Below are 25,515 nucleotides of genomic sequence, written 5' to 3'. Positions count from 1 at the left end.
TGAACAGTTCGGTGGCCGATCCTGCTGACAATGTGTGCACTGATCAGGTCCTTTCGTCAGGAAGCGGCTTCGGCGTGGCCGGCTTCGGCGTTGAGCCACCGCCAGTGCCGGGTCATGCCCTCGACCAGATTCACCCGCGGTTGCCACCCCAGCTCCTCACGAGCGCGGGTCGGGTCGGCCAGGGTGGCGGGCACATCACCGTCCCGGGCGGCGACGGGGCGGGTTGGGATGCGGGTACCGGTGATGTCTTCGGCGATACGCACAACATCGGCGACGCTGGCCGCCCGGCCGCCGCCGATGTTGAACACGCCCGCTACTGGGGCGGTGGCGGCCGTGAGCGTGGCCGCCACCGCATCGTCGACGAAGGTGAAGTCGCGTCGCTGGTCGCCCGCACCGAACAACCGCACGGGCGGGCCCCCCATTGCCGCCGAGAGCACCCGGCCGATCAGCATGTCCGGACGCTGGCGCGGCCCGTAGACGGTGAAGTAGCGCAGCGCCGACACTCTTGTCGCTGAGTCGCTTCGCCGCGCGTACGCTAGGCACAGCGTTTCGGCGGCCAGCTTGCTCACCCCGTACGGCGACAACGGCGCCGTCGCAGCGGTCTCCGGTGACGCGGCACCACCGGTCCGGCCGTACACGCTCGATGAGGACGCGAGCACCACTCGCGGGACCTTCAACCGCACAGCCGCTTCCATCAGACGCTGGGTCGCCACGATGTTGCTTTCGGCGTACTCCGCGAACCCCGGCCCCCACGAGGGCCGAACCCCCGGCACACCGGCCAGATGAAACACCACGTCGGCGTCCAACACCAGCGATTCCGCCGCGCAGTGGGCCAGATCAGCCGGGACGAACACAAAGTTCGGCGCCGCCCGGACAGCCTCCACGTTCGCCGCGGCGGCGACATCGCGGTCCGGATCTCGCCGGTCAACGCCGATCACCAGCACCCCGGCATCGACCAACCGTTCCACGAGATGCCCACCGATAAACCCAGCAGCACCGGTAACGACCACCCGCCGCATCGGATTCGTACCGCCACATGCATCGTGGATGGTGCTACGCGAGGCTGTTGAGCTGGTCATGAGCACTGTCGACATGGGATACCTCGATGTCGTACGGTTCGGATCGGTCCCGGTAGCGCGGTGAACCGGTCTCCTGTCGGATCGGCGGCCGGGCTACTGCACCTCGTGACCGTGGCGGCAAGTAGCGCAGCGCTCAGAAGCCATCCGCGCCGGGCATCGCGGGGTGCCATCGTCACAGCCTGCCCGCGTAGCCCTCGGTGGCGTTGATCGTGGCGCTGATCTGCGCCTGCACGCCGCTGATCACCTGCCGCACTTCGGCGAGCGAGCCGTGCGCGTGCTGCATCTCCTCCTGAGTGCTGCCCTGGGTCGCCGGCACCAAGGCGGCCTGCGCCTCTTCGAGCGCGAGGTTGCCCTGCTGCAGGGCGGCGATTCCTTCCTGCATCTTCTGGTTCGCCAGCGCGATTGCCGCGCGAACTTCTTCAATACCGGGCACGTTTCTCCTTCTGCTGCATCAGAACTTGTCGTCTGGGAGTACAAAATTGGTTCTGGAAGCGCCGTCTACGTTCGGATTGCGGTGGCTTTGTCCCGCAGCTGCACGGCCAGCGCACCGAGTTGGGTGGTGATGTGTTCGGCGATCTGCGTCCCGGTGGCGGTAATGGAGCCGACGACGTCGGCGTGGCCGGTCTCGGCGACCAGGCTGCCGGCTTGGGTCGCGATCGATTCCAGCTCGGTGGCCACGGCTTGTGCCGCACCGAAGGGAAGGGTGTCAGCGAGGGCCTCAAGTTGCGCCGCCGCTTCGCTCACCTCTGACATGTGGCTTTCTTTCTGTTCTCGTAGCTGACTTGTCGCGGAACTCGCGCGTCACCTTGAGCAGGTAGGCCGCCTGACGCACGTTTCGGGCTGGTTAGGACTCGGTGGTCGTGTCTTGCTGTGCGTGTTCCCGTTCAGCCCGATAGGCGGTGTTGCGTTCGGACGTCGTGTCCAGATACGCGGCAACGCGCTCATCGTCGGGGCCGCTATCGGGGACCACATCCATGGACCACCTGGCATCGAGGTGGACGCCTTCCACACCGAACGACGAGGCAAGCAGCTGTAGCGCTGCGCCTGTCGCGACGGCAACGCCGATTTCCCGGTCCGGGTGCGCCATCTCCAGTCTGATCAACTGTTCTTCGAGATCGACCCACGATCCGTGGTCGTTGGTGCCGACGAGGCCGATCCAGTTCTCGTTGACACGCTCGACGAAGGTATGCAGGTCGTCGCCGGTGACCGTGTCGGTGGCGTAGTGGAGTACCAGCGCGACAAACGTCGATGGCACTGGGGGTGAGGTCATGAGCTTTCTCCTGTGCAGTCACGCAGCGCGGCGTTCGCGCGATGCAGGTCTTTTCGCCCTGAAGGCGTGGAGCTGAAGCCGGTTCGATGCCTTCCGCAGGGGCACCAAGCCGTCCAGTGGCTCGTGGTCTTCTGGATGGCCCAGCCATGGGCCTCCAACGCGACGAACGCCCGCTCAAGGTCCTTGCGGTTGTGGCGGGGCCGCTTCACGTCTTTCAGCTTGTGCGCTTTCGTTGAGCTCGCCGGCGGCGCCGGTTGACTGGGCGTCGAGTCGGCGCGGTTGCTCGCATCCCGGATCGCCTCTGCGGTGTCCTGCAAGGCCTTTCGCACGCTGTCGAGCCCGCAGGTGCCCGTGTCCACGATCTCGGCGCGCACCCTGAGCACGACCGGGAGGAGATCGGCGTGGGCCGTGTCGCCGACGAGCTCGTTCGCCAGCTCCGCGACGGTCTCCAGCTCGTCACCGACACCGTGCACCACGGCGTAGGGCATCTGGTCGGCAAGCCGATGCAGCCGCGCAGCCGCATCATCAAGGCGACTGCTCACCCGGCCGACACCTCGGGACCGGGACAACACTGGATGGCTCTCGAGAGCTCGCACGCAGGCAGGTGAAGCCGCGGGGGCCATGCCCGAGGACCGTGGTTCATGCCGCGGCCTCCGCTAGCTCGTCAAGGAGCTCGCACACCGCTTGGGAAATCTCGGTGTCCTCCCGCAGGCAGAGTGCCTCGTCAATCGGATCCCAGAACTGCAAATCGTCGCGCAGCACGCTCACTGGGAAACGCACGGCCCCCCGGCCGTCCCGGAGCACCACGCTGCCCCGGACTAGACCCGCTGACCGAATGTCGTCCAAGGCGACCGCACAGAATCCGTGTCGAATCCAGTCACGACCAATGGCGTAGGTGCGCGACTCGACGAGGCCGATCCCGTGCGCAGCAGCGACAGCCAGCAACGGAACCACGACAAGTGCTGTGATCTCGCCCTGGAGCGCCAGAGCAACAACGACGGCCACCTCAGCGACGACCACAGCGACGGCGATCCTGAGCCACCGTTTTGATGGTCTCCGCACATGCAGCGGCGGCGTGTCGTAGCCGCGAGGGGAACGCGCCAAGAAACGAAGCATGAATCCTTCTCTTCAACCTCAGCACCGTGACGGCCGCAGCGGTACCAGCGGCCACAATCTCGGCGTGGGTTCACTCGGCTAGTACTCTCGACCAACCTGCGGCGCATGAACCCACTCAGCAGAGGCGACCCATCCGGGAACCACCAATCCTGTTTCGTAGGCGACGAGCGGAATCTCCGATCGCGCATTCAGGTCAAATTTCTTGATGATATTTCTCACGTGCGCCTTGACGGAATTGAGTCTCAGCTCCAACAATTCCACTACTTCTGAATTGCGACACCCGTTGACGACGCCAAGAATAATAAGTTCCTCGCTTGGAGTAACGTACCCCAAGTGTTCCGGACCGATTCGGGACTTGTTGCCGTCTAGGAGAATCCTACTCCGCCTTAGTTGACTCGATCGCATTTCTTCTTCCCTAGGGCCGGCGCGGAGGCGCTGCATGCGCCCCCGCGCCGGCCCTATCTAGCCGTGAATTCGGGCGCCCTAGACGCCGGCCTCGCACACCGTGGGCCGGGCTCGAACCACCCCTCGGTCGATGTCAGCCACAGTGGACGCGGCACCGATCAGCATCGAGGCCACGATCAGACTGTGCAGCACGGCGGCAGTCATCACGTATTTCACTGCGCCCCCTCGCGTGACATCGCTTTCTCGGGAGCATCGACCTCTGGATGATCAGGCGAGCTTCCGGAATCCCGAAAGTACAGGAAAGGAACGGTTCCGACGAGGACTATTTGCAGGGCCATCTCAAAAGTCGCGCCGTGCAGGCCGCCGTAGATCGCAAGAAAGACACTTGCGACACCCATCGCCGCCAAGGCGATTCGCGCCCAGTTCGCTCGATAGAATTGGATGATCACCGCGAGGAGGATCGAGGCGATCGAGTGGACCACGACTGCCCACCACCAGGAAACCTGACAAGAAGCAATCCTGTCCACACGAAGATAGATAAACAGGTTAAACGCGCACAGCATCTCCCATAGGTAGCTCAGGAGAACCACTCTTCGCCATGGGATTATTTTCTTCGACAACACTACTCTTTCCTTCTGGCAATTAGATCCTGGCCACCCGCACCTCGTTGTACGGGTGGCCAGGCTGGTTCGGCCCGACGGCTCGGGGGGCCAGGCCGCCGGACCGAGCTGAGGGCGCTAATCAGTGCGTGAGCGCAACAGCGCCAGCCGCTCATCGAGCAGCTGCTTCATCTGTGGGAGCGTGCGCCGTTCCACCAGCATGTCCCAGTGGGTCCGGGGCGGCTTGGTCTGCTTCTGTTCCAGTTCGCCGCCGTCGACGCGCTTCGACTCGGCGCCGTGCATGCGACAGTCCCAGGACGGCGGCACGTCGGCGTCCTCGAAGAACTGCATCTCGAACTCGTGGTTGCGGGGACAGGTGTAGCGGACCGTCCGACGCGGTGCGGCGTTGTCGCCACCATCCGATTTGGACGAATTTGGCCTGACCCCTCGCCGGCCGAGGAAGTTCATGCGGCCTCCCGGTGCTGGCACGGCGCGGTCGACCCCGGGGTCGACGTCCGGCTAGACTCCGCTCGCGTCCCCGGCAGGGTGGAACTGCCGGGGCCGTTTTCGTCGGTGGACCTGGGCGGCGGCACGGCCATCGCGCGCTCGAACGCTTTGACGCCCTGTGCGAGGCCGGGCATCCGCAGCGTCGCCACCATCTCGATGGCGTGCCGCCCCGTGGCCGCTTCCTCTTCGCCGTACGGGCGAGCGGGTCGCGGTTCCACGAGATCCGTGATCCATGCCGGAGCAGCGGCCAGACACGCAAGGTGCGGCTGGTAGCCGCGCCAGCGCGACGCCGGGAGATACCCGGTACAGGTCTCCGGCTCGTCGGCCACCTTGTGCCCGCACGCCAGACCTACCCCGAGAAAGTGGGCGTGGATCACTGATTCTTCCGGGCTCGCCACCCACGTCAAATCGTCGATCTCGGCGGGTTCCGCGGAGGACGATCGGTTCGACAGACCCAGGCGGCTCACTCTTTTCCCTCCGACTGCTCCGATTCCAGGCCGTTCGGGCCGAGAACCAGCCACCACAAACCCGTTCCCAGTGCAACGGCGAGAGCCGCGACGACGATCAGGGCGAAAGCGAGATCTTTCACGCCCGCACCGCCTCACGGCGCGCGGTCTGCAAGGCGGCGACCTGAATGCCGATCGCAGCGTGCAACGCTTCAGCCTGCACGAGGTCGAGCAATCGCTCCTCGCCGGCCATACGCAGCCACACGGCCGAGGACATGTGACCGACCACGACGTCCCGGTCCCGGCCCGCGCGATCGCGACACGAAACTTCTTTCAACTCTGCCAACATATTCTCCTCCTCTTGAAAACGGCCGGGGTACCGGAACGGGGTTCAACTACAGGAACCCAATCGCCGCGCAACGGCGTATCAGGAAAGGCCGATGCCACCGAACGTCGACCGCGCAATCGGGGGCACCCACAGGTCGCTAGGCCGCGAAAGCGCGAGGCTCGGGGCGCCCGGGGACCCGTGCGGCGGTAGTTGCAGCAGCTCGCCGATCACGTCAGTGACCGAACCGCACGCCTGCCACAACTGGCGCGGCCGACCGAAGTCGAGAACGAACCGACACCCGATCGCTTCCGTCGCCGAGCCCGCGCAGTACCAGTCAGTGGCCCCATGCACCGGGTGGAATGCCTGCAACATCGTCAGGTTCTCCAGGCTCGGAAGGTAGAGAAACCTGTATCCAGCGCGACGTGTGTCCTCGATCGCCTGGATGTGCTGTTCGAGCCACGCAGGCAGCGTGCCGAGCTCAAGGAAGGTGTTCGCCGGGTTGGTCATCGTACTGATACCTCCCCTGCCGCAACCGCTTTCGCCGCCCCACTGCGCGCCCATCGCACCTGTGCAGCCTCCGTCTCTGCTTTCCGACGTCCCGACATGGCGCCGACTCTGCCGGTGGCGCGGAGGCACCGGAACGGTGCATTGCTGGGTTGTCAAGGGGATGTTTGCGGGAGGATAGCCGGGAGCTTCAAACGTGACGCCGGTTACTCATTGTGCAAACATGGGCACACTCCGCCCTTCAAGGAGAACAACCGTGTCTGAGCCCAACGATCTACTTCGCCGCGCCCGTGAGCGCTCCGAGTCACCGAACGCAACGGGCGAACCGCTGTCACGCGAAGAGCTTGCCGACCTGGTCAACACGTGGGTCTTCGAGCACACAGACCCACCTCGCGTGACCGCGCTGAACGCGAACTACATCGGCAAACTTGAACAGGGAAAGATCCGATGGCCACAAGACGCCGACCGGCGCGCAGGACTACGCGCAGTACTCGGAGTCCGCACCGATCGGGAGTTGGGGTTTCGACGTCCTCGGCGCAGCCGTTCTACGGTGGTCGACGTGGACCGTCAGGAATTCTTACGTGCGGCCGTCGGCGTCAGCGCCGCCGCCTTAGTCGGCCCGTCGATCCTCGACATGCTCGCCCCTAGCGAGCCGACTCCAGTTCCATCCGTCGTTGGCGCGTCCGAGGTGGCAGACGTTCGTGCCGCCGCCCAAGCCTTCGGCGGCTGGGATGCCCGCTACGGGGGCGGCCTGGTCCGGGAAGCAGTAGCCGCGCAACTGCGTTATTCCGCGGAGCTTCTCAACGGACGGTGCGCCCCAGCAGTTCGGAACGAATTGCTGTCGGCGGTTGGGTATCTAGCTCACGTCACAGGTTTTATGGCGTTTGACGCCTACGCCCACGACGACGCCCACCGTATGTTCCGCTTTGCGCTGGCGTGCGCCGAGGAGGCCGGAGACTGGCACCTGCGTGCCAAAGTCCTGTCCTCGATGGCACGCCAGGCGATTTGGTGTGGAGACCCTGACGCAGGATTGACCTACACCGAACTGGCACTCGTTCGAGCCGACCGGCTCGTGCCGACTGAACGCGCCATGTTGCACACCGCCCGAGCCCGGGCTCTCGGAAAGCTCGGTCGGATCCAGGACACCCTGATTGCGGTCGGGCTCGCTGATGAGTCATTCAGTAACGCGAATCCGGCAGAGAACCCACCGTGGATGATGTACTACGACGCTGCCCAGCATGCTGGTGACACAGGGCATGCGTTGTGGGAACTCGGGGTGCGTGGCCAGTTCATCACGGAGGCTCGAAGCCGTCTCGCAGGGTCTGTGGCTGCACACGCCGACGCCCACGCTCGATCACGTGCGATCAGTCAGACGAAGCTCGCATCTCTGACGATGGTCGCCGGCGACCCAACCGAGGCCGCTCAACTCGGTACTCAAGCACTTCAGGAGGCGGGGCCGATCAAGTCACGGCGAGCTGCTGATGATCTCAGGGAACTTCGCAGGGTGGGCAAGCCCCATGTGTGCCTCGACGAGGTCGCCGAGCTTTGCAGCCGGATCGGGTCAGCAGTGGCGAAGGCATGAACGACTTGTCTCTTGCAGCAGTGCTCAACGCAGCAGCCACCCGGGTCGGCCTGCGGGCCGATGGCGCCGAGGTGATCCGGCTCGGCGAGAACGCTCTCTTCCGTCTTCCCAACGGCGTAGTCGCACGCATCGCCCGATCAGGCCAGGAGGAGGCGGCGGCAAAGGAAATCAAAGTCGCCACCTGGCTGGAGGATAATGGCGTGGCTGCCGTGCGCCCTCTTCGCGACGTCGAACAGCCTGTCACCGCCTTCGGTCGCGCGGTCACGTTCTGGCATGAGCTGCCACCACACCACCAAGGAACGACCGCCGACGTCGCTACGGTGCTACGCGACTTTCACAGCCTTCCGGCTCCCGGGTTCAGCCTTCCCGAACTGGCTCCATTCGTCCGTCTGGCAGATCGGATCGACAACGCGCGCGCGTTGTCCTCGGATGATCGTGCGTGGATGAGCCAACGGCTGTATGAGCTTGAAAGCGCCTACGCTGACCTGCCGGAAGGTATGGCCCGACGTGTGGTCCACGGGGACGCATGGCGGGGAAACGTCGCGTTGACAGCGGCCGGCCCCGTTCTCCATGACTTCGAACGCTGCTCGTTCGGGCCTCCTGAATGGGACCTCGTGTCGACCGCGGTCGGGTACGTCACAACGCAGATGATCGACTCCGAAGCATGGCTTGCCTACTGCAAGATCTACGGATACGACGTCACAAAATGGGACGGCTTCGAGGTCCTACGAGACATCCGCGAGCTGCGGATGACCACTATGGCAGCACAGATTGCCAGCACAAACCCCGCGATCCAGCCCCAGTTTGACCACCGCCTCGCCTGCCTACGCGGCGAACACGGAAGCCGGCCCTGGCCAGGTTGGCACCCCGTCCCATGAACGAAAAGTCAGGATCGGCGGCACCCGATGACGGCCAACCGCCACCGCACCCGTCAGTCAGCCAAGGTGGTCGGCACCCGGTTCAAGCGCTCCGTGTCCGACTACCTCGCCGCCCACGTCGACGACCGGATCGACCGCCGCGCCCGCACCGGGGCGAAGGACCGCGGCGACATCGGCGGACTGCGAACCCCCGGCATGCTCGGCGGCCGGATCGTCGCCGAGTGCAAGAACACCACCCGCCTCAACCTCGCTGAATGGGCGGTCGAGACCGAGCGCGGCAACGACGACGCCGTGGCGGCCGTCATCGTCCACAAGAGACACGGAGTCAGCGAACCTGGACAGCAGTGGATGACCTTCACTGTCGACGATCTGGTCGCGCTGCTCACCGGCGAACGCCCGCAAGACGTCGATGCCGCGGCCGACGAGTGGGCGCAGCGCATGGCCAATCTGCCCGCCGCAGAAGTGCGGGCACTGCTGGTCAACGCCGGATGGTGGCCAGCCGACAAGGCGTTCCCCCGGAGGTGACCGCGTGATCCGTGACGACCACACCGCGCCCTGCATCGTCGACCGCTGCTCCCGCGCCGACCTCGGCCGCTACTGCTGCGGCCACTGCGCCGAGCAGATGCGCCGCTGGCTCCGCGAGATCGAGGTACGACGCCGCCACCACGGCCGCACCCGGGCATGGTGGCCGGCGGCCTGGCTGGACATGATCGCCGCCCGCGACCCCGTTCGGAGCCGCACCAGCTCGGCCCGGATGACGCCGACGGCGACGTGAGCTCGATCCTCGGCACCCTTGACAGCCTCGCCCGCTGGATCGCCACTGCATGCGCGAACTCGGCGACCTCCGCGCCGCGGAGCGCTTCGCGCGCCGGTCCCTCGAAATGAGCGCCGGATACGACCGCGGCAAGCTGTTCAACACCGCCTTGCTCGCCTCGATCCTCGCCGACCTGCGGGAGATCGAAGAGGCGTGCGCCGTCGGCCACGACGCCCTACGCCTTGGCCGCAAGTTGCAGTCAGCGCGGACCCAGCTCTACTTGCAGGACCTCGCCAAGCGCCTCCACCGTCACCAGGCCGTGCCGGTGGTGGTTGAGCTTGGTGAGGGACTGGCCGCGATGGGAATCAGCTTCGGCGCTGCGCCAACAGCTTGAACAAGGCGACCTGTGCCGCAGCGCCCGGGATCAGCCCTTGCTCGATGCGATCGGGGATCTCGGCGAGCGGCGCCCACTCGACGCGGGCCGTCTCGTTGATGTCGGCCGGTTTGCCGGTGTCCTCCGCTCCCTCAGCGAGGAACAGCAGGTTCTCGAAGTCGGCGGTACCGGTGATTGGCTGGAAGGTGCCGAACGGCCGGATCGACAGCGGGCGCCATCCGGTCTCTTCCTCGACTTCGCGAGCGGCGGTGAGCGCCGGGTCTTCGTTCGGATCGACGTAGCCGCCGGGGAGCTCCCACACCCACTGATCGAGGATGAACCGGTGCCGCCAGATCATCAGCACCCGGTCGTCGTTGACGACCACGGTCATCGCGGCCTTGGGCATGCGCAAGACGTACTGCTCGAACGTGACACCGTCCGGCAGCTCGACGGACGCGATACTCAGCTTGAGCCGCCGGGTGTCGTCGATCAGTCGTTCGCCGTGGATGGTCCAAGTCGCCAGCTCGGGCGTGTTCGTCTCGTTCGCCACAGAGCGGAACGCTACCGGAACCCTACGCACCGCCTCCATCACCGCAGAGTGCGCCCGCCCCGCTAACGCCGAGCAGGCGCTTATTCACTCGGGCCACCGACTCCTGCCTACCGAAGGTCAAGCACCACCTTTTCGCCGTGCTTGAAGATCTGGACGCCCGAGGACTCACCAACCACGTCCTCGTGATCACCCGGTGCGCGGTAGGCACTGTCCTGGCTGCTCGACCTCTCGCCGGTCGTGCTGCCAATTCCAGGCACCGCATCGATCACACACCTGGAGGAGAACGCCGGCGCTGCTGGGTGAGCCAGCCGTGTAGCAACTCCCCCCTCTCCTTCGCCGAGATCGTTGCCCAACGCCTGAGTAGCCAACTCACCTAGTGCATCGATCGCGGCACCAGCCGCACTCACCGTCGCCCGTCAGCTCCTTCACTTGCTCCCCGCACACCCTGCAGCAGACCGCGTTCCGCACGAGAGCGGCACGCACCTCCGGGTCGCACCACGGGTGGTAGGCCCCCTCGAGTCTCATTCTGTTGCCACACGCGGCGCACCGACGCATCACGGCCTGCCGTCGGGATGGCATTCGGCGTGGAAGCCATCCTGGTTGTCCGGTTCATCGCCGAGTGGCAGACCACAAGCACCCGCGCATGGCGTCTGGAAGGTGCCTGAAGGTGCCGGAGGTGCCTGCGCCCTATCCCTGGCATCTTCAGCACCTTCTCCGGCACCTTCGGGGAGAACCCATTCCCACCGCCCGGCGAAGCCCATCTTCTCTGTCTTGGCGCCGATCTTCACCCGCGCCTTCTTGACCTTGTCCTTCGACAGGCCGGCCGCCTCGGCAGCCCGGATCACATCCCCAGCCTCAGCACGGCCACCGCAGTCCCGCAAGTACGCCATCAACCACTCACGAGACTCCGACCGCTCCGACTGCTCATCCGCCGACACCTGCCCGTGATTGAGCAACGCCGAGACATCCTGGTCCGATTCACCGACGAGCTCGAACCGCCCCACCTCGGTCGGCAGCCCATCCTCGGCACGTACCGAAGCCGGTGCGACGACGTATCGCAGAGACGGAGTCCTCAGCGACGCGACGTTCGATTTGATCACCGACAACACACACGACCCGTCTTCCGCATCAGGGTCGCGGGCGAACCCCACCGCGGATCGCACCACCTGCCCGAACTCCGCGGACCCGGAAATCATCAGCAACGGCTCAGCCCCTCCAGACTTCCGGAAATGCGCGACACCGACCACCGCCACCGCCAAGTCCTGAGCGAGCCTGGACAACGGCTCCAGAAGCGACCGCACGATCCCCTGCTTGGCCAAATCGAACCCACTCATCGCCGACAACAGAGCATCGAGCACGATCACACGTGCTCCCGTCTTCTCCACCGCCTGACGCAAGGAAGGAATGTCCACAGCCAGCGACAGCGTTCCCTCGGCAATATCCTCACCGACCAACGTCTCGGTATGCAGCGCAAGCACGTTGTCCATGTCCGCTCCCGCAGCCAGCAACCGAGGAGCCAGAGACAGCTCCCACGAATCTTCCGTAGCGAGGTACATGACCGGCGCCGGTTTGCCACGCAACTCACCAGCAAGGGCGCCACGAGTGACCTGGGCCGACAACCACGCGGCGGCCAACGACTTGCCGATGCCGGCATGACCGACCCACAACGTGACCTCCCCCAGCGGAACACGGTCTTCCCAAGCCCACTTGCGTCGCTTGATCCCGAAATCGCTGGCCCTGCGCCACGCGACACGGCGCACCGGCTCCGCCGGCCTTCCGCCGTCGATCCTGAGGACCTTCGCGGCCTCGCGGTCTTGTTGCTCTCGCCGTGCCTTTGCCTCCAACGCCGCGTTCACCGTGTTCCCGGCGGGATACACCACGCCATCGGCCGGGTCGTACCAGGAAGCAGCATCCGAATTCTCCCGCCCGTACCTCATGCTGACCGACCGCAGTCCACACGGACCGGTAACCCCGTATGCCAATCCACCGGACCACCGACGTACTCCCCACGACGCCGGCGCGCTTCAGCAGCGACTTCCCCAGGCTGCGCACGCCGACGCCGCAGGTCGGCGAACGTGGGAACGGCAGCTTGCAACGTCCAGTCCTCGCGGGCGCTGATCGCATGAGACGACCGAACCATGCGACTACGCCGGTCCCATTCAAACCAGTCGCTGATCAGCTCACGCAGGTGCGGAGATTCGATCAACCGCGCCAGCACCGGCAACTCGTCGTGCAACCGCTCCGCGAAGTCCCTCCAGGCCGCAGCATCTGCGAGTAGGCGGTCATACACCCTTCTGGGAAGGACAATCCGATCATCGATCTCCGCCATCACGCGCTCCCCTGTTGCAACACCGCCAAGCCCGTCCAAGAACCGAACGAGACAAGATCCGCGGGCACACATCGCTCCCCAGACACGGACGGCATCTCCACGCAACGCAGGAGAACGCCGTCGAGCACCGATGCATCGCCAGCCGCTAGCAGAGCGGTCAAGGGGGCAGCATTCGTCGACCGCACCGGAAACACGATCACTCAAGACAGGCCGAAGTGCTCAAGGCGAGTCGGGGTGCCGCAACGGCGTATCCGCCCCATCCAAGAACTCGCTGATGGCGTGGACCGGAATAATGTAGGCCTTGCCGGTATTTCTCGCCCGCAGCTTCCCGTCAGCGATCAACTTCCTGACCTGCCACGGCGACAGCGACAACATAGTCGCAGCAACGGCGACCGTCACCGCAACACGCTCCACCTCACCGGGGTCTCGAAGAACTTGCGTCATGCCTCATCACCAACATCAAATCACTACTTCTCACGACAAGTTCCATTACATACCCATGCCTAACCAAAACACCCGCATAAGGGAACGGTTTTCATGTGTCCACACTGGCCAGGAACGTGTCTTTACCAACAACACAAACCAGACAGAGCACGGTTACGCTGCTCGCTCGCATATGAGCTGAGTGGCTGCGAGACCTGGCCGGCTCTTGTTAGGACCGGTTCGGTCGGAAGCCACAGGCGAAGGCCAATGCGATTGAGGCAGCGGAGGAAGCACCAGAGCAAGCCAGTACGCCGACCATGCCCCACCGCTCCCGCGAGCCAGCGGCAGCCATGCGGATTCATGACCCCAAGCTCCTGCGCGTCCGCCATCGCATACTCGACACTCACGCAGAGACCACCCTGGTCAGGCACGGTCCAGCAAGCCATCTCACCAGCACTGTTCAATTTCCGATCACCTCCACGTAGTGGAGAACGCTCTGGGCGCCTCAGACCGATCTTCTCGGTGCGCGGACCACCCCCACATGTGTGGAGAGCGCACCAGCTCGCAGCCCCGCCCCGGATGCAGGGAACGGACCACCTCGACGTGCGTGGAGAGCGCCAGCTCCGATTCATCGGCGACCTCAGCGGGGTCGGACCACCTCCACGTGCGTGGAGAGCATGCGGCGGGCGGCGTCACGGCGTTGCCCAGGAGCGGACCACCTCCACGTGCGTGGAGAGCACGACGAGCTGCTGGGCGTAGTCCAGTGCCTCGGCGGACCACCTCCACGTGCGTGGAGAGCACGACGAGCTGCTGGGCGTAGTCCAGTGCCTCGGCGGACCACCTCCACGTGCGTGGAGAGCGCGCCACCCGCTACCGGTGCCCGCACTGCACCACCGGACCACCTCCACGTGCGTGGAGAGCACGTCCCTGCCGGAGGAATCCACGCCGTCACCAACGGACCACCTCCACGTGCGTGGAGAGCGCTGAGCCAGCGTCGCCTCGGCCACTGCGGTGGCGGACCACCTCCACGTGCGTGGAGAGCGCACTTTGTGACCTGGGGTTTTAGAAGGGCAGTTGTTCGTTTTGGTGATCTTGTGGGGCGGGTAGAGGGGTGAAGGCAATGAGTTGGAGGCCGTCGTGGTCGATGACGTGGCGGCGGCGTTGTCCGGCGGTTTTGATGGTGTAGCGCTGTTCATTGTTGTCGAGGTGGACGCAGACGGCGGCGCCGTCGCCGATGGCTTGGCTGACTTGTTTCCAGAGGTGTTCGCGGACTCGTGCTGAGATGGAGCCGATGTAGAGGCCGGGGGCTGGTTCGGTGAGTCAGCGGCTCAGCGAGCCGCGGACGTAGTCCGGTACGGCGGTGGTGGAGATGACGACGAGGTTCGGCATGGTCGCTAGACCTCTCCGTGCTGGGCGTGGTTGATCCCGGCGTCGACGGGGCCGAGGCGGGGGTCCCAGAGGTGGACGAGCTCGACTTCGTCGGGCTCGTCGATGTCGTCGAGGTGGGTGACTCGGGTGGGGTCGAGGAGTTCCTGGATGTCGCCGACGATGGTGGGCATCGGTTTGTAGAGGTGGAAGTCGCGGCGGAGGCGCCAGCGGGCTTCGCGTTCGTGGTTGCCGAGTTTGTGGTCCGCCAACGCAAGCAGGATGGTGTGGGTGGCTTTGTAGAGGTCGGCGATGTCGTAGACGAAGGAGCGTTGAGCAGCCCAGCGCGAGGATGGCGCTGGGCACCGCTCCGTACAGGGCGGTGTTTAGCGGAGACAGGGCTTGGTTGACAGGGTTCTGTCATGCCAGTTGCTGGGGTCGTAGTTGCGGCGGAGGTTGCGTCGCCGATGTGCCGGGACCGAGCAGCAGCCAGGAGATCGCCGCGACCGGAAGATACGTACACATGATGGTGCCGTCTGTTGTTTGATTTGATGGCGGTGTCGTCAACTCTCGAGCGCCCCGCACCGCCCAGGCCTGTCGTTGTGGAGTTACCAAGGAGCACTGCAACCGTATCGGGCACCAATCTGGACGTGAAAACTGCTCCATTTGGGTTATTTCCTCCGGTATCTGCCGGATTCCGGCTCGAGCTGTCGGGGGCAAGAGGCAACATGTGCCGCGCAATTGATCACTTGGCGCTTCGTTGGGTACCGTCGATTCTGGGGTGAGTACGTGTACGGCATCGGTGTCAACGCCCCGGTGTGGGGAGCATGGGGCAAAGCCGGCAAAGAAAATGTGCCGCATCCGTTGGTGTGCCATGCGATCGATACCGCAGCGGTAGCCGAGTTGCTCTACGACGTGTTGTTGGGACCTGAGGTTCGGCGAGAGCTAGAGCGTGGGCTGGGCCCGTTGGGCGACGTCCGTGCGTGGGTCGCGGTGATGTGCGGCTGGCATGATATCGGCAAATGCAGCCCGATTTTTCAGGCTATGCGCGACGATCTCGCCGTGCGGTACCTCGGCGAAGAGGTCCGGGGCTTGGTGGAGCGTTTGCGCGGGACGTCGAAGCATCCGGACGTCAGGACGACGCACGGTGTTCTGACCGCTGTGCATCTGAGTCGGTGTTTGGCTCATTGGGGAGCAAGCGTTGATGTTCGTGATGCGCTGGCTTTCGGGCTCGGTGGCCATCACGGGGCGATGCCCACAGCCCGGAGCGTTCAGGCGGCGCGCGACCGCAGTGCGCATCACGGGGCCGAACCGTGGCACAACCTGCGTGTCGAGGTGGTTCGGGAGCTGGCGCGTTTGTGGGGGCTTGGCGATCCTGCTGCGGCTGCGTGGGATGCCGTGTCGTTGTCCGTTCCTGCATTCGTCGGACTGGCCGGGCTGACATCGGTATCGGACTGGATCGCCTCCGACACCGGAAATTTCCTCTATGCGGAACTTCCGCTACCGGATGATCTCCGCCCATACCTCGGTCTCTCCCGTCAGCGAGCAGCCACGGCTATCGGGGACCGCTTGCGGTGGCAGCGTTGGACTCCGCCAGCCGACACCTCGTATACGGGATTGTTCGGCGAAACACCGCGGCCGCTGCAACGGGTCGTCGAAGACGTTGTGGCCGCATGTGACCAGCCCGGGGTGCTGGTGATCGAAGCACCCACTGGGGAGGGCAAGACTCGCGCGGGGTTCCAAGCTGCCGCGACGTTGGCACGTCGGCTGGGATTATCTGGCATGTACTTCGCGTTGCCGACCCGTGCCACCGCTGCTCAGATCCACACCGAGCTGGCCAAGGTCGCTGATCGCCTCGGCATCGACCAACCGCCGAATCTCGTGCAGGCCAGGCGTGTCGCCCCGAGCGCTGTGGACGAAGACGGCGACGGCGCCCACGACGGTCACGAGTGGTTCACCAGGAAACGGGGCCTGCTTTTTCCCATCGGTGTCGGGACGGTCGATCAAGCGCTACAAGCGGCGATCACGTCGCGGCACGTGTTCGTCCGGCTCACCGGTCTGTCCGGGAAAGTTCTGGTCATCGACGAGGCACATGATCTTGATGCCCACATGACCACCTTGCTTCGCCGACTGATGTGGTGGTGCGGTCGTCTTGGAATCCCTGTCGTGCTGATGTCAGCCACGCTGCCGGCTGACGACCGGGAGGAACTCATCGCGCATTGGCGAGCGGGACGCCTACGGCGCAAGCCCGGCGAGATCACTGCGCGCCCGGCGAAGGCAGGTGGGCAACAGGTCATGTGGACCGGTGCCGAAGACGAGCCGCCATCGCGTCCCATCGGCCTGTCAGGCGTGAACGCCCAGCGCCCGCCTGTGACCGTGTATCACCTGGACGACGAGGAACAGCTGCCCGGCTGGCTAGAGGAACGCCTCCATGCTCGCGGGTGCGCTGTGATCATCCGCAACCTGGTCCGTGACGCGCAGAAGACCCACGTCCAGTGTGAGCAGGCCATCAAGAACTGGACCACCCCACCGGAACTGGTGCTGCTCACCGGCCAGACCCCCTCCCGCCAGCGACGGGAGATCGAGAAGCGGCTCCGCACCGCTCTTGGACCGGACGAGCAGGCTCGTCCGCACATCATCGTGATCGGCACCCAGATCCTGCAGCACAGCCTGGATCTGGATTTCGATTGCTTGGTCAGCGACGTCGCGCCGGTCAACGAGTTGATCCAGCGCCTGGGCCGGGTTCACCGCCACAAGCGCGATCCGCAGTCACGTGCCTGCCCGGTACCTGAGCTCGGTTTGCTCCAGCCGCCCGAAGGTCACGAGGGGCCCAAGTTCGCGCGCGGCCTGCACACCGTCTATCACCCCGCGCTGCTGCTACGCACCTGGTTGGAGCTGCAGAACCGCCCAGAACTCAAACTGCCCGCTGAAGCACCGGAGCTTATTCATGCTATCTACACCGACCCCACTCAGCTGCAAGGTCAGTGGGCGCGGCGCTTCGACACAGCCACACAGAGCATGCTGAAACAGGACGCCAACGAGGAATCTCGCGTAAGTCGCTTCTACCTTCCACCACTCGGCGCGAACGACTCGATCCGCGAACTGACCAGGTACCCCACCTTGGCCAGCCGCACACGCAAGGACACCGCGTGGAAGGAGCGCAGGTGACCGGAAACGCTCTCCCACAGCTCGAACCGTTCCACGTCGTCCTCCTACTCCCCAACACGCCGCATCCAACAACCCTCGACGGCACAACCGTCGACCTCGCCACTCCCGAACCGTTAACGGAGTCGCAGATCCAAGCGCTGCTGGATTCGACCGTGCAGATCTTTCTCGACGATCTCACCGAAACCTCCCATGAGGCCGTATCAGCCCTGCCCGTTCCCGTCCGCTTCAGACACTCCGGGTGGCTGCATGACCACCACGCCCTCGTGCTCGATGACACCGCCCGGACCGGACCGGTGCGGTTCATCCTTCACGAGGTTCTGGGCTTGCGCATCGAGGAGGACCAGTGACGACACCGCCGACGTTCGACCTCACCGGCCAGCCGTGGATCCCCGTGCTCGATCTCGACGGACACCCGCGGGTGCTCAGCCTGCGTGAGGTCTTCCGCGATGCGCACGAGCTGCGGTGGCTCGACGCCGAGGCGCCGCCTGTCACCGCCGCGCTGCACCGCTTACTGATCGCAGCACTCCACCATGCCCTCGGGGGTCCTGAAACGTGGCGTGACTGGGCTCAGCTCTGGCAAGCACCGACCCTGCCCTCCGCTGAGGTCGACGAGTACCTGGACAAACACAGTCGAAACTTCGATCTGTTCGATGCCGAGCGTCCGTTCCTGCAGTGCCCGCAGTTGCGCAGCTTGGAGATGAATTCGGCCGCGACGCTGGTGCATTTCCGAGCGGCAGGAAACAACAGGACTCTGTTCGACCACACCCGGGCGGGCGACCAGATCGATCTGTCTCCCGCCGAGGCGGCTCGCTGGCTCGTCACGATTCAGGCATACGACCCGGGCGGCACCAAAACTCCTGTCACAACGAAGAACTCTGTCGCGAGCCTCTGCAACCGGTTCGGGATGGTGCTAGTGGAGGGAGCAACGCTGAAGGAAACGTTGCTTCTCAACACCTGTGAGTACGACCCGCCACGCAAGAAGCCCTGGAAATCAGCGGATGAGGACCGGCCGGCGTGGGACGCCGAACCTCCGCCGCCGACGCCGGAGGAACGTCCCCCCTACGGGTGGCTGGACCTGCTGACCTGGCCCGCCCGCAGAGTGCTGCTGCACCCGGCCAAAGAGGGTGGCCAGGTCGAGGGGGCCGTGATCACGCCTGGCACCGCCTTGAAGGGCGAGCTCTACCGGGTCGAACTCATGGCCAGCTTTCAGCAGAAGAAGGGCAAAACTGCAACCGATGAACCGCAATGGAACCCGGTCCGTCTAGCCGAGCTGCACGGCATCTGGCGACACGCACGCGACATGCTGCTCGTCGAGGCCGACGAGCATGGACGCCCCCGGGTCCTGGAGCACGTGGCGGAACAGGTCGAGTGGGAAACGCTCTCCCCGCACACCGTGTTCACCCTGCGCGTCTTCGGTCAAAAACTCGACGACAGCGGCGGCGGTTCGGTCCGCACCTGGCTGCAAGAACAACTTCCCGCCCCGGCCGCCCTGCTCAATGCCCGTCAACCCTGGCTCGGCGAGGTGCTGGGCAGCTGCGTCGCACTCGCCGACGATCTCGGAAAAGCACTGAGCACGCTCGACAAGGAATGCCGCCAGGCATTCAACGCAGAACAACCAGCCAGGATCCGAAGCAAGGCGAAGCGCAACCTGGGACTGGCCCAGTCCTACTGGCCCCAGCTCCCGCCCGAGTTCGCCGAGCTCCTGGTGCACCTCGGCCAGAGCGTCGCCGACGACGTGCCCGCCAAGCCTCCGGTGCTCAACTGGAAACAGACCGTCCGCGGCCTTGCCAACCAAGCCGCGGACCGGCTGGTCACACAGTTGCGCGAACGCCAGAGCCGGCACCTCTTCGAGATCTCCGCAGCCTACGAGAACTTCCAGTCCACCGTGTCCAAACACCTCAAGAAGTTCGACGGCCAGATCTCCCGCCACCTGCCATAGGAACGCGAATCCATGACCACAAGCGCGATTTCCCCGGTGCCCCAGCGGCGACGGGAGTTCGTCGACCACCTTCAACGCATCGCATGGAACCTGACATCGGGCAATCACCACCTCGCCGCTGAAGCGCGGCGCACTCTCGCGCAACTGCGCAGAACCATCACCGAACAACGGTACGAGCACGACGCCTTGGCGCTCGTCTTCGAGCATCAGCCGCCCCGCGATGAAGAGCAGATCTGGCTCACCGTCGCCGGGCTTTTCGCGCTCGTGCCTCAGACCGGTGGAACGCGCCTGTCTCTCGGCACCGCACTACAACGGCTCGATCAGCACCGGCCCAGCGGGACCGCGAAGAAGCGCCTGCGGCAGCTGCTCGCTGCCGACGCGAACAGCCTGCCCCAGCACCTGCGTTCAGCTCTCCAGCTGCTGGCAAGCGACGGCATCGCCGTCAACTTCCACGCCTTGCTCGATGACCTGGTCATCCTTCTGCACCCGGACCGTGACGAGGACCGAGCACGGGACGTCCGGTGGCATTGGGCCAGAGACTTCCACCGCAAGACCAGCACCCAGACCAGCACCGTTTCCCAGGAGACCGATCAGTGATCCTCGAACTTCACCTGCTCCAGTCCTTCCCCGTCAGCAACCTCAACCGCGACGACCTCGGCCAGCCCAAGAGCGCGACCTTCGGTGGCGTGCCCCGTGCCCGACTTTCCAGCCAATCGCTCAAACGCGCCGCGCGCGATCTGTTCACCGAACACGGCCTGGACGAAGCCGACCTCGGCGACCGCACCAAACGAGTCGTCTTCGCCGCTGAAAAACTCCTCGACGGAACCCATCAGGCCGACCCACGCGCTACCGACATCCTCTCCGCAGGCCTCGCGGAACTCGGGTTCGGTGTGGTCGACAGCCGCCGCTCGCAGTACCTGCTATTCGTCGGAAAGCAAGCCGCTCAGGCTCTCGTGGAGTACTGCCAGCAGCACTGGGATGACCTCACCAAGGTCGTCGAGGCCGCAGAGAAGGAAGCGAAGAAGAAGGCCGCAGCCAAAAAGAAGACCAACTCCAGTGATGATCCGGTAGCCACGTTCACCAAGAGCAAGACGACGAAGGACGCCGTGGCCACCAGGAAGTTGCTCGACGCCAGCCGTGTGGCGGACATCGGGCTGTTCGGACGCATGATCGCTGACAACACCGAATTCAACGTCACCGCAGCCTCACAGGTCGCGCACGCGCTGTCCACCCACGCCGTCACGACCGAGTTCGACTACTACACCGCTATCGACGACCTCAAAAAGGATGACGAACCCGGTGCCGACATGATCGGCACCATCGACTTCAACACCGCCTGCTACTACCGGTACGCCAACCTCGACCTCAACCAGCTTCGAGAGAACCTCGAAGGCGACGATGAACTCGTCGCCAAGGCAGCCCGGGCCTGGCTCGGCGCGTTCATTCACTCCACCCCCACAGGCAAGCAAAGCACCACAGCGGCCCGCACCATGCCGGAAACTCTGCTCGGCACCGTCCGGGACCGAGGCGCCTGGAATCTGGCCAACGCCTTCCTCAAACCGGTCACCGGACACGACCTGATGACCGCCTCAACCCAACAGCTGTTCGGGCACTTCCAAACACTGCGCGGCTTTTACGGAAGTAGCGACCTGCTCGCCGTGGCCGGCGCCGCCCTCAGCAGCGACAGCGCCCCACTCCCCACCGAGGAACACGTCGACACCATCGACACCTTCAGTTCCCGACTGCTGACCGCGGCACTGGACACCACCGCATGACATCCCCGAACACGCTCGCGGTCTGTCTGGACGCCCCCATGCAATCCTGGGGTCTGCGATCCCGGTTTCAAAACCGCGACACCGCCCACGAGCCCACCAAGTCCGGTGTCGTCGGACTGCTTGCCGCCGCACTCGGGATCGCGCGAGAGAACACCAGCGAGATCCAACGGCTCGCCCACACCCGCCTCGGAATCCGCGTCGACCGCGAAGGGCTCGTCGAACGCGACTTCCACACCGTCAGCAACGTGCCCAACACCGACGGCAAGGGGCATCAAACGGTCATCAGCGATCGCTACTACCTCGCCGACGCCGTCTTCCTCGTCGTCCTCGAACACCCCGACCGAGACGAACTGCTGCGCTGGCACGCCGCGCTCCAGCAACCACAATGGCCGCTGTACCTCGGACGCAAAGCCTTCGTTCCCTCACGACCACTCGTCAACCCCCACCCCGACAGCATTTATCTCGGAATCTCAGCCTCCACGCTCACCGAAACCCTCAACACCCACCCCTGGCTGGAAAACCTTCCGAAGTCCCGCCGACGCGCCGAAGACGCCCTTCACCAGGGCCGCGAACTCCCCCTGCGCACCCTCACCGACACCGAACCCACCGATGAGCTCGCCGAACCCCGCCGCGACGTCCCGGTCTCCTTCACACCCGGCAACCGGCTGTTCACCACCCGCCCCGTGCGGACCGGACACGTCCAGCTCACCGAATCCCTGATCCACTCCGGAGCACAACCGTGTACCTGAGCCGACTCATCCCCGACACCACCTCCCACGATTTCCGCCGCGACCACGCCGACCTGCACAACATGCACCGCACCGTCATGTCCGGATTCCCCGACATCACCGACAACACGCCGGCCCGCACACACCACGGCGTGCTCTGGCGACTCGACCGCACCCACCACGGCCACACGCTCTACGTCCAAAGCCGCACTCGCCCCAACTGGAGCCACCTCAACGACTACCTCGCCCAGCCAGCCAACACACGTGACCTCTCCCCCGTACTCGAAACCCTCCAACCAGGACGCACCTTCGCGTTCCGCCTCACCGCCAACCCGACCAAACGCCTCCGCCTCAAAGACCAACACGACCCAGAACGCACCGGCGGCCGGCGGGACAACCGCTACCCCATCGTCAAACCTGACGCGCAGATCAGCTGGCTCATCAACCAAGCAGCCCGGCACGGATTCATCATCCCCACCGGCAGCGACACGCGCCCCGACATCAGCCTCACCACCGCACCACGTCAAACAGGCAAACAACACGACCGCGGTAACACCCTCACCGTCGATCAAATTCGCTACGACGGCCACCTCGTCATCACCGACCACCAAGCCTTCACGACAGCACTCACCACCGGAATCGGCCCAAGCAAAGCCTACGGCTGCGGCCTACTCACCCTCGCCCCACCGCGCAAGACCCTTGAGTCAGCTGTCGGTGCAACAGGACTGGTCTAAACGCCTTTGCGACCACCCAAGTCTGAGTAAGAAACCGCATCCTAACATCGCAGCTCACGAAGCGCGTGGGGGTGTGGGTGTGTCAAGGATCGTGGACGAGCCTCGGTGGGTTCTTTCAGGCTGCAATGGGCGGCGCTCTCCACGCGCTGAGAGGTGGTCGGCACGGCCGTCGGCCGATCCGCTGAGTGGGTTCGTGCTCTCCAAGAATGTGGAGCTGGTCCAGGCACGTGCGTGTTCTGGCAGCATCTCGCGCCGCTGGGACTCCCACTCCGGCCCTTCCAGACCCAAGAACGGAAACGACGCCGGCCGACGATGCCCTTGCCGATAACCTCATCCACCCTGATGGCAGACAGTGTGCGATGGTTCGTGGGATGTCGGCCGCTCGAGTCGGTGCTCTGGCAGGACCGAGGATCACTCCGGCATGATGATCGGCCGTGCTGCTGAGACTGGCGTACCTGGGTGTGCTGCCGGGCACGATTCCTGATCAGGGACCGGGAAGGAACATCAACCGCGCAGCATGCAGCGCCGTCTCGGTCTTACCGAACCCCATCGGCGCCGCCACCATCAACAACCCCGGCCCAGACAGCAACTCCGGCAACCGCCCAGCAACGCTGCGCTGCAACGCATTTGGCGAAAACTCAGGGAACTCGTCCGAGAACGAGCCGGGCTTCAGCTGCAACCGGGACAGCCCGGCACGCTCCAGCCAGCCAGGGACTTCCTGCACCGACCCCGCAAGGAACCCCGCCAACGAGTCAACATCACCGACGGCAGGGACATCCTGCAGGCGGCTTCGGACAAACCCGATCTGGCTGACCAGCCAGTCCGCGAGAATCACCAGCCCGGTCACCATCGCGGCCACCGGTACCGCAGCTCGCCCGCTCGGTACCGGAGCACCCAGTACCGACGCCAACACCGACAACATCTCGACGCGCTGAGACTCCCACTCCCGGCCTCCCAGGCCGGAATACGGAAACGACGCCGGCTGCAAATCTGCCACGTCAAGCGTGCCGAACCTGCCATGATGCCCACCCAACAACTGGCCAACCACCCGCGACCACCGACGGCCAGCACCCGGGTAGCCCAGCGACTCCAACGCCGCAGGAACCCACATATGCGACGCCCGCTCATGCGCAACGCTCAACCCCGCCGGATCATCCGGAAATCCAGGCGGAATGCTCACCTGCCGCTGAAACGACGGCGTCAACTTGCCCACATCATGCAGGGACGCCCACAACTCCAGCACCGCGCACGCCTCAGCCTCCGACATCCCCAACCCAGCAGAGATCCGCGCCCGCAACCCCGCCGAAACCACATCCCGCCACAAAACCCGCACCGCTGCCGCAGCATCCAAACCGTGACACACCAACGGATAACGAACACCAACCCCAAGCCCCCGCTGCTTCCCCCAAAAACGAAGATCCACCAACACGACACCGCTCCCCAGCCAACAAACCACTACGATCACGTCGAGCGCCGAACGCTAACGACACCCCCCGACAAAACCACCAAGTCCACAAAAACAATCACCCAAACAGACCAAACCCATGCAACCAACATGTCCGCCACCCCGCGCCAAAAACGGAGAAACCGCTACCTAAAGCTGCAGGTCGCAAAGGGTGCTCTCCACGCATGTGGAGGTGGTCCGCCCCGGCGGTCCGCTGCCGATCACATCGGGTAGTGCTCTCCACGCATGTGGAGGTGGTCCGCTTGTCCGTGATGTGCTCCAGCAGCTGCTCCAGTGCTCTCCACGCATGTGGAGGTGGTCCGTTCCGAGGCAACACCGGCGAGGTGCTGCGGCAGTGCTCTCCACGCATGTGGAGGTGGTCCGAACTGGCTGATGCTGCACCTGATCGATCGGGAGTGCTCTCCACGCATGTGGAGGTGGTCCGGAACACGCAAAACCTCTGCCCGACCTGTTGCCGTGCTCTCCACGCATGTGGAGGTGGTCCGGACATCAAGCGCGGCGCGAAAGCGTGGGGTGCGTGCTCTCCACGCATGTGGAGGTGGTCCGGACATCAAGCGCTGTCGACGGCACGTGAATACTGACCCCGGCGTGGCATCCGAATTTTGACCCCTTTGTCCGGTGACCTTGACTCGAGTCGAGTCAGGGAGGACCGAAGGCGGTGTTGTCTGTGGAAGATTGGGCTGAGATTCGTCGTTTGCGCAGGTCGGAGGGGTTGCCGATTAAGGTGATCGCTCGGGTGTTGGGTATTTCGCGCAACACCGTGCGTGCAGCGTTGGCTTCGGATGCGCCGCCGAAGTATGTGCGTAAGCCGAAGGGCTCGATCGTGGACGCGGTCGAGCCGCAGATCCGGGAGTTGCTGCGGGCGTATCCGACGATGCCGGCGACGGTGATCGCCGAGCGGATCGGGTGGACGCGGTCGATCCGGGTGCTGTCGGGGCGGGTGGCGGAGTTGCGGCCGGTGTATTTGCCGCCGGATCCGGTCTCGCGCACCGCGTATGTGGCTGGGGAGATCGCTCAGTGCGATCTGTGGTTCCCGCCGATCACGCTGCCGGTGGGGTTCGGGCAGACCCGCAGGCCGTCGCAGTTGCCGGTGCTGACGATGGTGACGGGGTATTCGCGGTGGCTTCAGGCGGTGCTGATCCCCAGCCGCCGGGCCGAGGATCTCTTCGCCGGCTGGTGGCAGCTGATCAAGCGGCTG

General features: G+C 64.8%; 32 protein-coding genes, 1 pseudogene and 2 CRISPR repeat arrays. Of the genes and pseudogenes, 13 read left to right on the top strand and 20 right to left on the bottom strand.

Annotated elements, in window-relative coordinates; genetic code table 11:
- Nucleotides 1–56: 56 nt before the first annotated feature.
- From AC07FN_RS22200 to AC07FN_RS22140, 13 genes are all read right to left on the bottom strand, one after another.
- Complete coding sequence (locus AC07FN_RS22200; protein ID WP_478397314.1) at nt 57–1,019, bottom strand: NAD-dependent epimerase/dehydratase family protein; 963 nt, start codon at nt 1,017–1,019, stop codon at nt 57–59.
- 232 nt (nt 1,020–1,251) lie between these two features.
- On the bottom strand, nt 1,252–1,512 hold the full coding sequence (locus AC07FN_RS22195; RefSeq protein WP_478397313.1) for a hypothetical protein: 261 nt from the start codon (nt 1,510–1,512) through the stop codon (nt 1,252–1,254).
- A 65-nt stretch (nt 1,513–1,577) separates the two neighbouring features.
- On the bottom strand, nt 1,578–1,823 hold the full coding sequence (locus AC07FN_RS22190; protein ID WP_478397312.1) for a hypothetical protein: 246 nt from the start codon (nt 1,821–1,823) through the stop codon (nt 1,578–1,580).
- A gap of 100 nt (nt 1,824–1,923) precedes the next feature.
- Nucleotides 1,924–2,349 (bottom strand): hypothetical protein, encoded by a 426-nt coding sequence (locus AC07FN_RS22185; protein ID WP_478397311.1) that lies wholly within the window; start codon nt 2,347–2,349, stop codon nt 1,924–1,926.
- A complete protein-coding gene (locus AC07FN_RS22180; RefSeq protein WP_478397310.1) occupies nt 2,346–2,891 on the bottom strand; it encodes a hypothetical protein in 546 nt (181 codons plus the stop codon). The genes AC07FN_RS22185 and AC07FN_RS22180 overlap by 4 nt, the downstream gene beginning before the upstream one ends.
- A gap of 97 nt (nt 2,892–2,988) precedes the next feature.
- Nucleotides 2,989–3,465 carry a hypothetical protein gene (locus tag AC07FN_RS22175; protein WP_478397309.1) on the bottom strand — a complete coding sequence of 159 codons (477 nt, stop codon included), beginning with the start codon at nt 3,463–3,465 and terminating at the stop codon, nt 2,989–2,991.
- Nucleotides 3,466–3,948: 483 nt separating this feature from the next.
- Nucleotides 3,949–4,086, bottom strand: a complete 138-nt coding sequence (locus AC07FN_RS22170) for a hypothetical protein (RefSeq protein ID WP_478397308.1) — start codon at nt 4,084–4,086, stop codon at nt 3,949–3,951.
- Nucleotides 4,083–4,493, bottom strand: a complete 411-nt coding sequence (locus AC07FN_RS22165; protein ID WP_478397307.1) for a hypothetical protein — start codon at nt 4,491–4,493, stop codon at nt 4,083–4,085. The genes AC07FN_RS22170 and AC07FN_RS22165 overlap by 4 nt, the downstream gene beginning before the upstream one ends.
- A gap of 114 nt (nt 4,494–4,607) precedes the next feature.
- Nucleotides 4,608–4,937, bottom strand: coding sequence for an RNA polymerase-binding protein RbpA (locus tag AC07FN_RS22160; RefSeq protein ID WP_478397306.1), 330 nt, complete (start codon nt 4,935–4,937; stop codon nt 4,608–4,610).
- Entirely contained in the window at nt 4,934–5,194 is a 261-nt protein-coding gene (locus tag AC07FN_RS22155) for a hypothetical protein (RefSeq protein WP_478397305.1), read from the bottom strand. Before AC07FN_RS22155 ends, AC07FN_RS22160 begins: the two co-directional genes overlap by 4 nt.
- A 245-nt stretch (nt 5,195–5,439) precedes the next feature.
- Nucleotides 5,440–5,565, bottom strand: a complete 126-nt coding sequence (locus AC07FN_RS22150; protein WP_478397304.1) for a hypothetical protein — start codon at nt 5,563–5,565, stop codon at nt 5,440–5,442.
- A complete protein-coding gene (locus tag AC07FN_RS22145; RefSeq protein WP_478397303.1) occupies nt 5,562–5,771 on the bottom strand; it encodes a hypothetical protein in 210 nt (69 codons plus the stop codon). Before AC07FN_RS22145 ends, AC07FN_RS22150 begins: the two co-directional genes overlap by 4 nt.
- Nucleotides 5,772–5,849: 78 nt before the next feature.
- Nucleotides 5,850–6,257: a hypothetical protein gene (locus AC07FN_RS22140; protein WP_478397302.1), complete on the bottom strand. Its 408-nt coding sequence runs from the start codon at nt 6,255–6,257 to the stop codon at nt 5,850–5,852.
- A gap of 253 nt (nt 6,258–6,510) precedes the next feature.
- Between AC07FN_RS22140 and AC07FN_RS22135 the strand changes: the two genes are divergently transcribed.
- Genes AC07FN_RS22135 through AC07FN_RS22115 form a run of 5 tightly spaced genes read left to right on the top strand, consistent with a single transcriptional unit; the run spans nt 6,511 to nt 9,862 of the window.
- Nucleotides 6,511–7,836 carry an XRE family transcriptional regulator gene (locus AC07FN_RS22135; protein ID WP_478397301.1) on the top strand — a complete coding sequence of 442 codons (1,326 nt, stop codon included), beginning with the start codon at nt 6,511–6,513 and terminating at the stop codon, nt 7,834–7,836.
- On the top strand, nt 7,833–8,714 hold the full coding sequence (locus AC07FN_RS22130) for a phosphotransferase enzyme family protein (RefSeq protein ID WP_478397300.1): 882 nt from the start codon (nt 7,833–7,835) through the stop codon (nt 8,712–8,714). Before AC07FN_RS22135 ends, AC07FN_RS22130 begins: the two co-directional genes overlap by 4 nt.
- Nucleotides 8,715–8,741: 27 nt before the next feature.
- Nucleotides 8,742–9,239 (top strand): hypothetical protein, encoded by a 498-nt coding sequence (locus AC07FN_RS22125; protein ID WP_478397299.1) that lies wholly within the window; start codon nt 8,742–8,744, stop codon nt 9,237–9,239.
- 4 nt (nt 9,240–9,243) lie between these two features.
- A complete protein-coding gene (locus AC07FN_RS22120; RefSeq protein WP_478397298.1) occupies nt 9,244–9,489 on the top strand; it encodes a hypothetical protein in 246 nt (81 codons plus the stop codon).
- Nucleotides 9,490–9,538: 49 nt separating this feature from the next.
- Complete coding sequence (locus AC07FN_RS22115) at nt 9,539–9,862, top strand: hypothetical protein (protein ID WP_478397297.1); 324 nt, start codon at nt 9,539–9,541, stop codon at nt 9,860–9,862.
- Here AC07FN_RS22115 and AC07FN_RS22110 read toward each other — a convergent pair.
- The 6 genes from AC07FN_RS22110 to AC07FN_RS22085 all read right to left on the bottom strand — a co-directional run bounded on the left by AC07FN_RS22110 (nt 9,834) and on the right by AC07FN_RS22085 (nt 14,780).
- Nucleotides 9,834–10,391 (bottom strand): NUDIX hydrolase, encoded by a 558-nt coding sequence (locus tag AC07FN_RS22110; RefSeq protein ID WP_478397296.1) that lies wholly within the window; start codon nt 10,389–10,391, stop codon nt 9,834–9,836. The two genes, AC07FN_RS22115 and AC07FN_RS22110, sit on opposite strands and share 29 nt — an antisense overlap.
- Before the next feature lie 554 nt (nt 10,392–10,945).
- Nucleotides 10,946–12,328, bottom strand: coding sequence for an AAA family ATPase (locus AC07FN_RS22105; RefSeq protein WP_478397295.1), 1,383 nt, complete (start codon nt 12,326–12,328; stop codon nt 10,946–10,948).
- Nucleotides 12,325–12,720: a hypothetical protein gene (locus AC07FN_RS22100; protein WP_478397294.1), complete on the bottom strand. Its 396-nt coding sequence runs from the start codon at nt 12,718–12,720 to the stop codon at nt 12,325–12,327. The genes AC07FN_RS22105 and AC07FN_RS22100 overlap by 4 nt, the downstream gene beginning before the upstream one ends.
- A gap of 219 nt (nt 12,721–12,939) precedes the next feature.
- Entirely contained in the window at nt 12,940–13,164 is a 225-nt protein-coding gene (locus tag AC07FN_RS22095; RefSeq protein WP_478397293.1) for a helix-turn-helix domain-containing protein, read from the bottom strand.
- Nucleotides 13,165–13,670: 506 nt separating this feature from the next.
- Nucleotides 13,671–14,185: direct repeats of the CRISPR family, unit length 27 nt; unit sequence CGGACCACCTCCACGTGCGTGGAGAGC.
- 20 nt (nt 14,186–14,205) lie between these two features.
- Nucleotides 14,206–14,427, bottom strand: a complete 222-nt coding sequence (gene cas2e, locus AC07FN_RS22090; RefSeq protein WP_478397397.1) for a type I-E CRISPR-associated endoribonuclease Cas2e — start codon at nt 14,425–14,427, stop codon at nt 14,206–14,208.
- Nucleotides 14,428–14,537: 110 nt separating this feature from the next.
- Nucleotides 14,538–14,780 (bottom strand): hypothetical protein, encoded by a 243-nt coding sequence (locus AC07FN_RS22085; RefSeq protein WP_478397292.1) that lies wholly within the window; start codon nt 14,778–14,780, stop codon nt 14,538–14,540.
- A gap of 517 nt (nt 14,781–15,297) precedes the next feature.
- Between AC07FN_RS22085 and cas3 the strand changes: the two genes are divergently transcribed.
- From cas3 to cas6e, 7 genes are read left to right on the top strand one after another with little or no spacing between them, the layout of a single operon-like run.
- Nucleotides 15,298–17,676: a CRISPR-associated helicase Cas3' gene (gene cas3, locus AC07FN_RS22080; protein WP_478397291.1), complete on the top strand. Its 2,379-nt coding sequence runs from the start codon at nt 15,298–15,300 to the stop codon at nt 17,674–17,676.
- The gene (locus AC07FN_RS22075; RefSeq protein ID WP_478397290.1) at nt 17,673–18,023 is read left to right on the top strand and encodes a hypothetical protein; all 351 of its coding nucleotides are present in this window, start codon (nt 17,673–17,675) and stop codon (nt 18,021–18,023) included. The genes cas3 and AC07FN_RS22075 overlap by 4 nt, the downstream gene beginning before the upstream one ends.
- Complete coding sequence (casA, locus tag AC07FN_RS22070) at nt 18,020–19,615, top strand: type I-E CRISPR-associated protein Cse1/CasA (RefSeq protein WP_478397289.1); 1,596 nt, start codon at nt 18,020–18,022, stop codon at nt 19,613–19,615. Before AC07FN_RS22075 ends, casA begins: the two co-directional genes overlap by 4 nt.
- Before the next feature lie 12 nt (nt 19,616–19,627).
- The gene (casB, locus tag AC07FN_RS22065; RefSeq protein WP_478397288.1) at nt 19,628–20,212 is read left to right on the top strand and encodes a type I-E CRISPR-associated protein Cse2/CasB; all 585 of its coding nucleotides are present in this window, start codon (nt 19,628–19,630) and stop codon (nt 20,210–20,212) included.
- Entirely contained in the window at nt 20,209–21,390 is a 1,182-nt protein-coding gene (cas7e, locus tag AC07FN_RS22060) for a type I-E CRISPR-associated protein Cas7/Cse4/CasC (RefSeq protein ID WP_478397287.1), read from the top strand. Before casB ends, cas7e begins: the two co-directional genes overlap by 4 nt.
- Entirely contained in the window at nt 21,387–22,139 is a 753-nt protein-coding gene (gene cas5e / locus AC07FN_RS22055; RefSeq protein ID WP_478397286.1) for a type I-E CRISPR-associated protein Cas5/CasD, read from the top strand. The genes cas7e and cas5e overlap by 4 nt, the downstream gene beginning before the upstream one ends.
- Nucleotides 22,130–22,852, top strand: a complete 723-nt coding sequence (gene cas6e, locus AC07FN_RS22050) for a type I-E CRISPR-associated protein Cas6/Cse3/CasE (RefSeq protein ID WP_478397285.1) — start codon at nt 22,130–22,132, stop codon at nt 22,850–22,852. Before cas5e ends, cas6e begins: the two co-directional genes overlap by 10 nt.
- 484 nt (nt 22,853–23,336) lie before the next feature.
- Here cas6e and AC07FN_RS22045 read toward each other — a convergent pair whose 3' ends face one another.
- Complete coding sequence (locus AC07FN_RS22045) at nt 23,337–24,281, bottom strand: CRISPR-associated endonuclease Cas3'' (RefSeq protein ID WP_478397284.1); 945 nt, start codon at nt 24,279–24,281, stop codon at nt 23,337–23,339.
- 186 nt (nt 24,282–24,467) lie between these two features.
- Nucleotides 24,468–24,863: a CRISPR direct-repeat array (repeat unit 30 nt; unit sequence AGTGCTCTCCACGCATGTGGAGGTGGTCCG).
- Between the two features lie 112 nt (nt 24,864–24,975).
- Between AC07FN_RS22045 and AC07FN_RS22040 the strand changes: the two are divergent.
- A pseudogene (locus AC07FN_RS22040) lies at nt 24,976–25,515 on the top strand (IS21 family transposase); the annotation flags it as partial.

It is taken from the genome of Saccharopolyspora sp. NPDC045941 (assembly GCF_056431445.1).
This window is presented reverse-complemented; position numbering and strand designations above follow the sequence as displayed.

Bases quoted from the DNA above. Each gene is read 5' to 3' on its own strand.
- AC07FN_RS22105 (WP_478397295.1), bottom strand. From the start codon at position 12,328: ATGAGGTACGGGCGGGAGAATTCGGATGCTGCTTCCTGGTACGACCCG.
- AC07FN_RS22160 (WP_478397306.1), bottom strand. From the start codon at position 4,937: ATGAACTTCCTCGGCCGGCGAGGGGTCAGGCCAAATTCGTCCAAATCG.
- AC07FN_RS22145 (WP_478397303.1), bottom strand. From the start codon at position 5,771: ATGTTGGCAGAGTTGAAAGAAGTTTCGTGTCGCGATCGCGCGGGCCGG.
- AC07FN_RS22125 (WP_478397299.1), top strand. From the start codon at position 8,742: ATGACGGCCAACCGCCACCGCACCCGTCAGTCAGCCAAGGTGGTCGGC.
- AC07FN_RS22130 (WP_478397300.1), top strand. From the start codon at position 7,833: ATGAACGACTTGTCTCTTGCAGCAGTGCTCAACGCAGCAGCCACCCGG.
- AC07FN_RS22185 (WP_478397311.1), bottom strand. From the start codon at position 2,349: ATGACCTCACCCCCAGTGCCATCGACGTTTGTCGCGCTGGTACTCCAC.
- AC07FN_RS22115 (WP_478397297.1), top strand. From the start codon at position 9,539: ATGCGCGAACTCGGCGACCTCCGCGCCGCGGAGCGCTTCGCGCGCCGG.
- casB (WP_478397288.1), top strand. From the start codon at position 19,628: ATGACCACAAGCGCGATTTCCCCGGTGCCCCAGCGGCGACGGGAGTTC.
- AC07FN_RS22140 (WP_478397302.1), bottom strand. From the start codon at position 6,257: ATGACCAACCCGGCGAACACCTTCCTTGAGCTCGGCACGCTGCCTGCG.
- AC07FN_RS22200 (WP_478397314.1), bottom strand. From the start codon at position 1,019: ATGCGGCGGGTGGTCGTTACCGGTGCTGCTGGGTTTATCGGTGGGCAT.
- AC07FN_RS22095 (WP_478397293.1), bottom strand. From the start codon at position 13,164: ATGACGCAAGTTCTTCGAGACCCCGGTGAGGTGGAGCGTGTTGCGGTG.
- cas5e (WP_478397286.1), top strand. From the start codon at position 21,387: ATGACATCCCCGAACACGCTCGCGGTCTGTCTGGACGCCCCCATGCAA.
- AC07FN_RS22100 (WP_478397294.1), bottom strand. From the start codon at position 12,720: ATGGCGGAGATCGATGATCGGATTGTCCTTCCCAGAAGGGTGTATGAC.
- AC07FN_RS22175 (WP_478397309.1), bottom strand. From the start codon at position 3,465: ATGCTTCGTTTCTTGGCGCGTTCCCCTCGCGGCTACGACACGCCGCCG.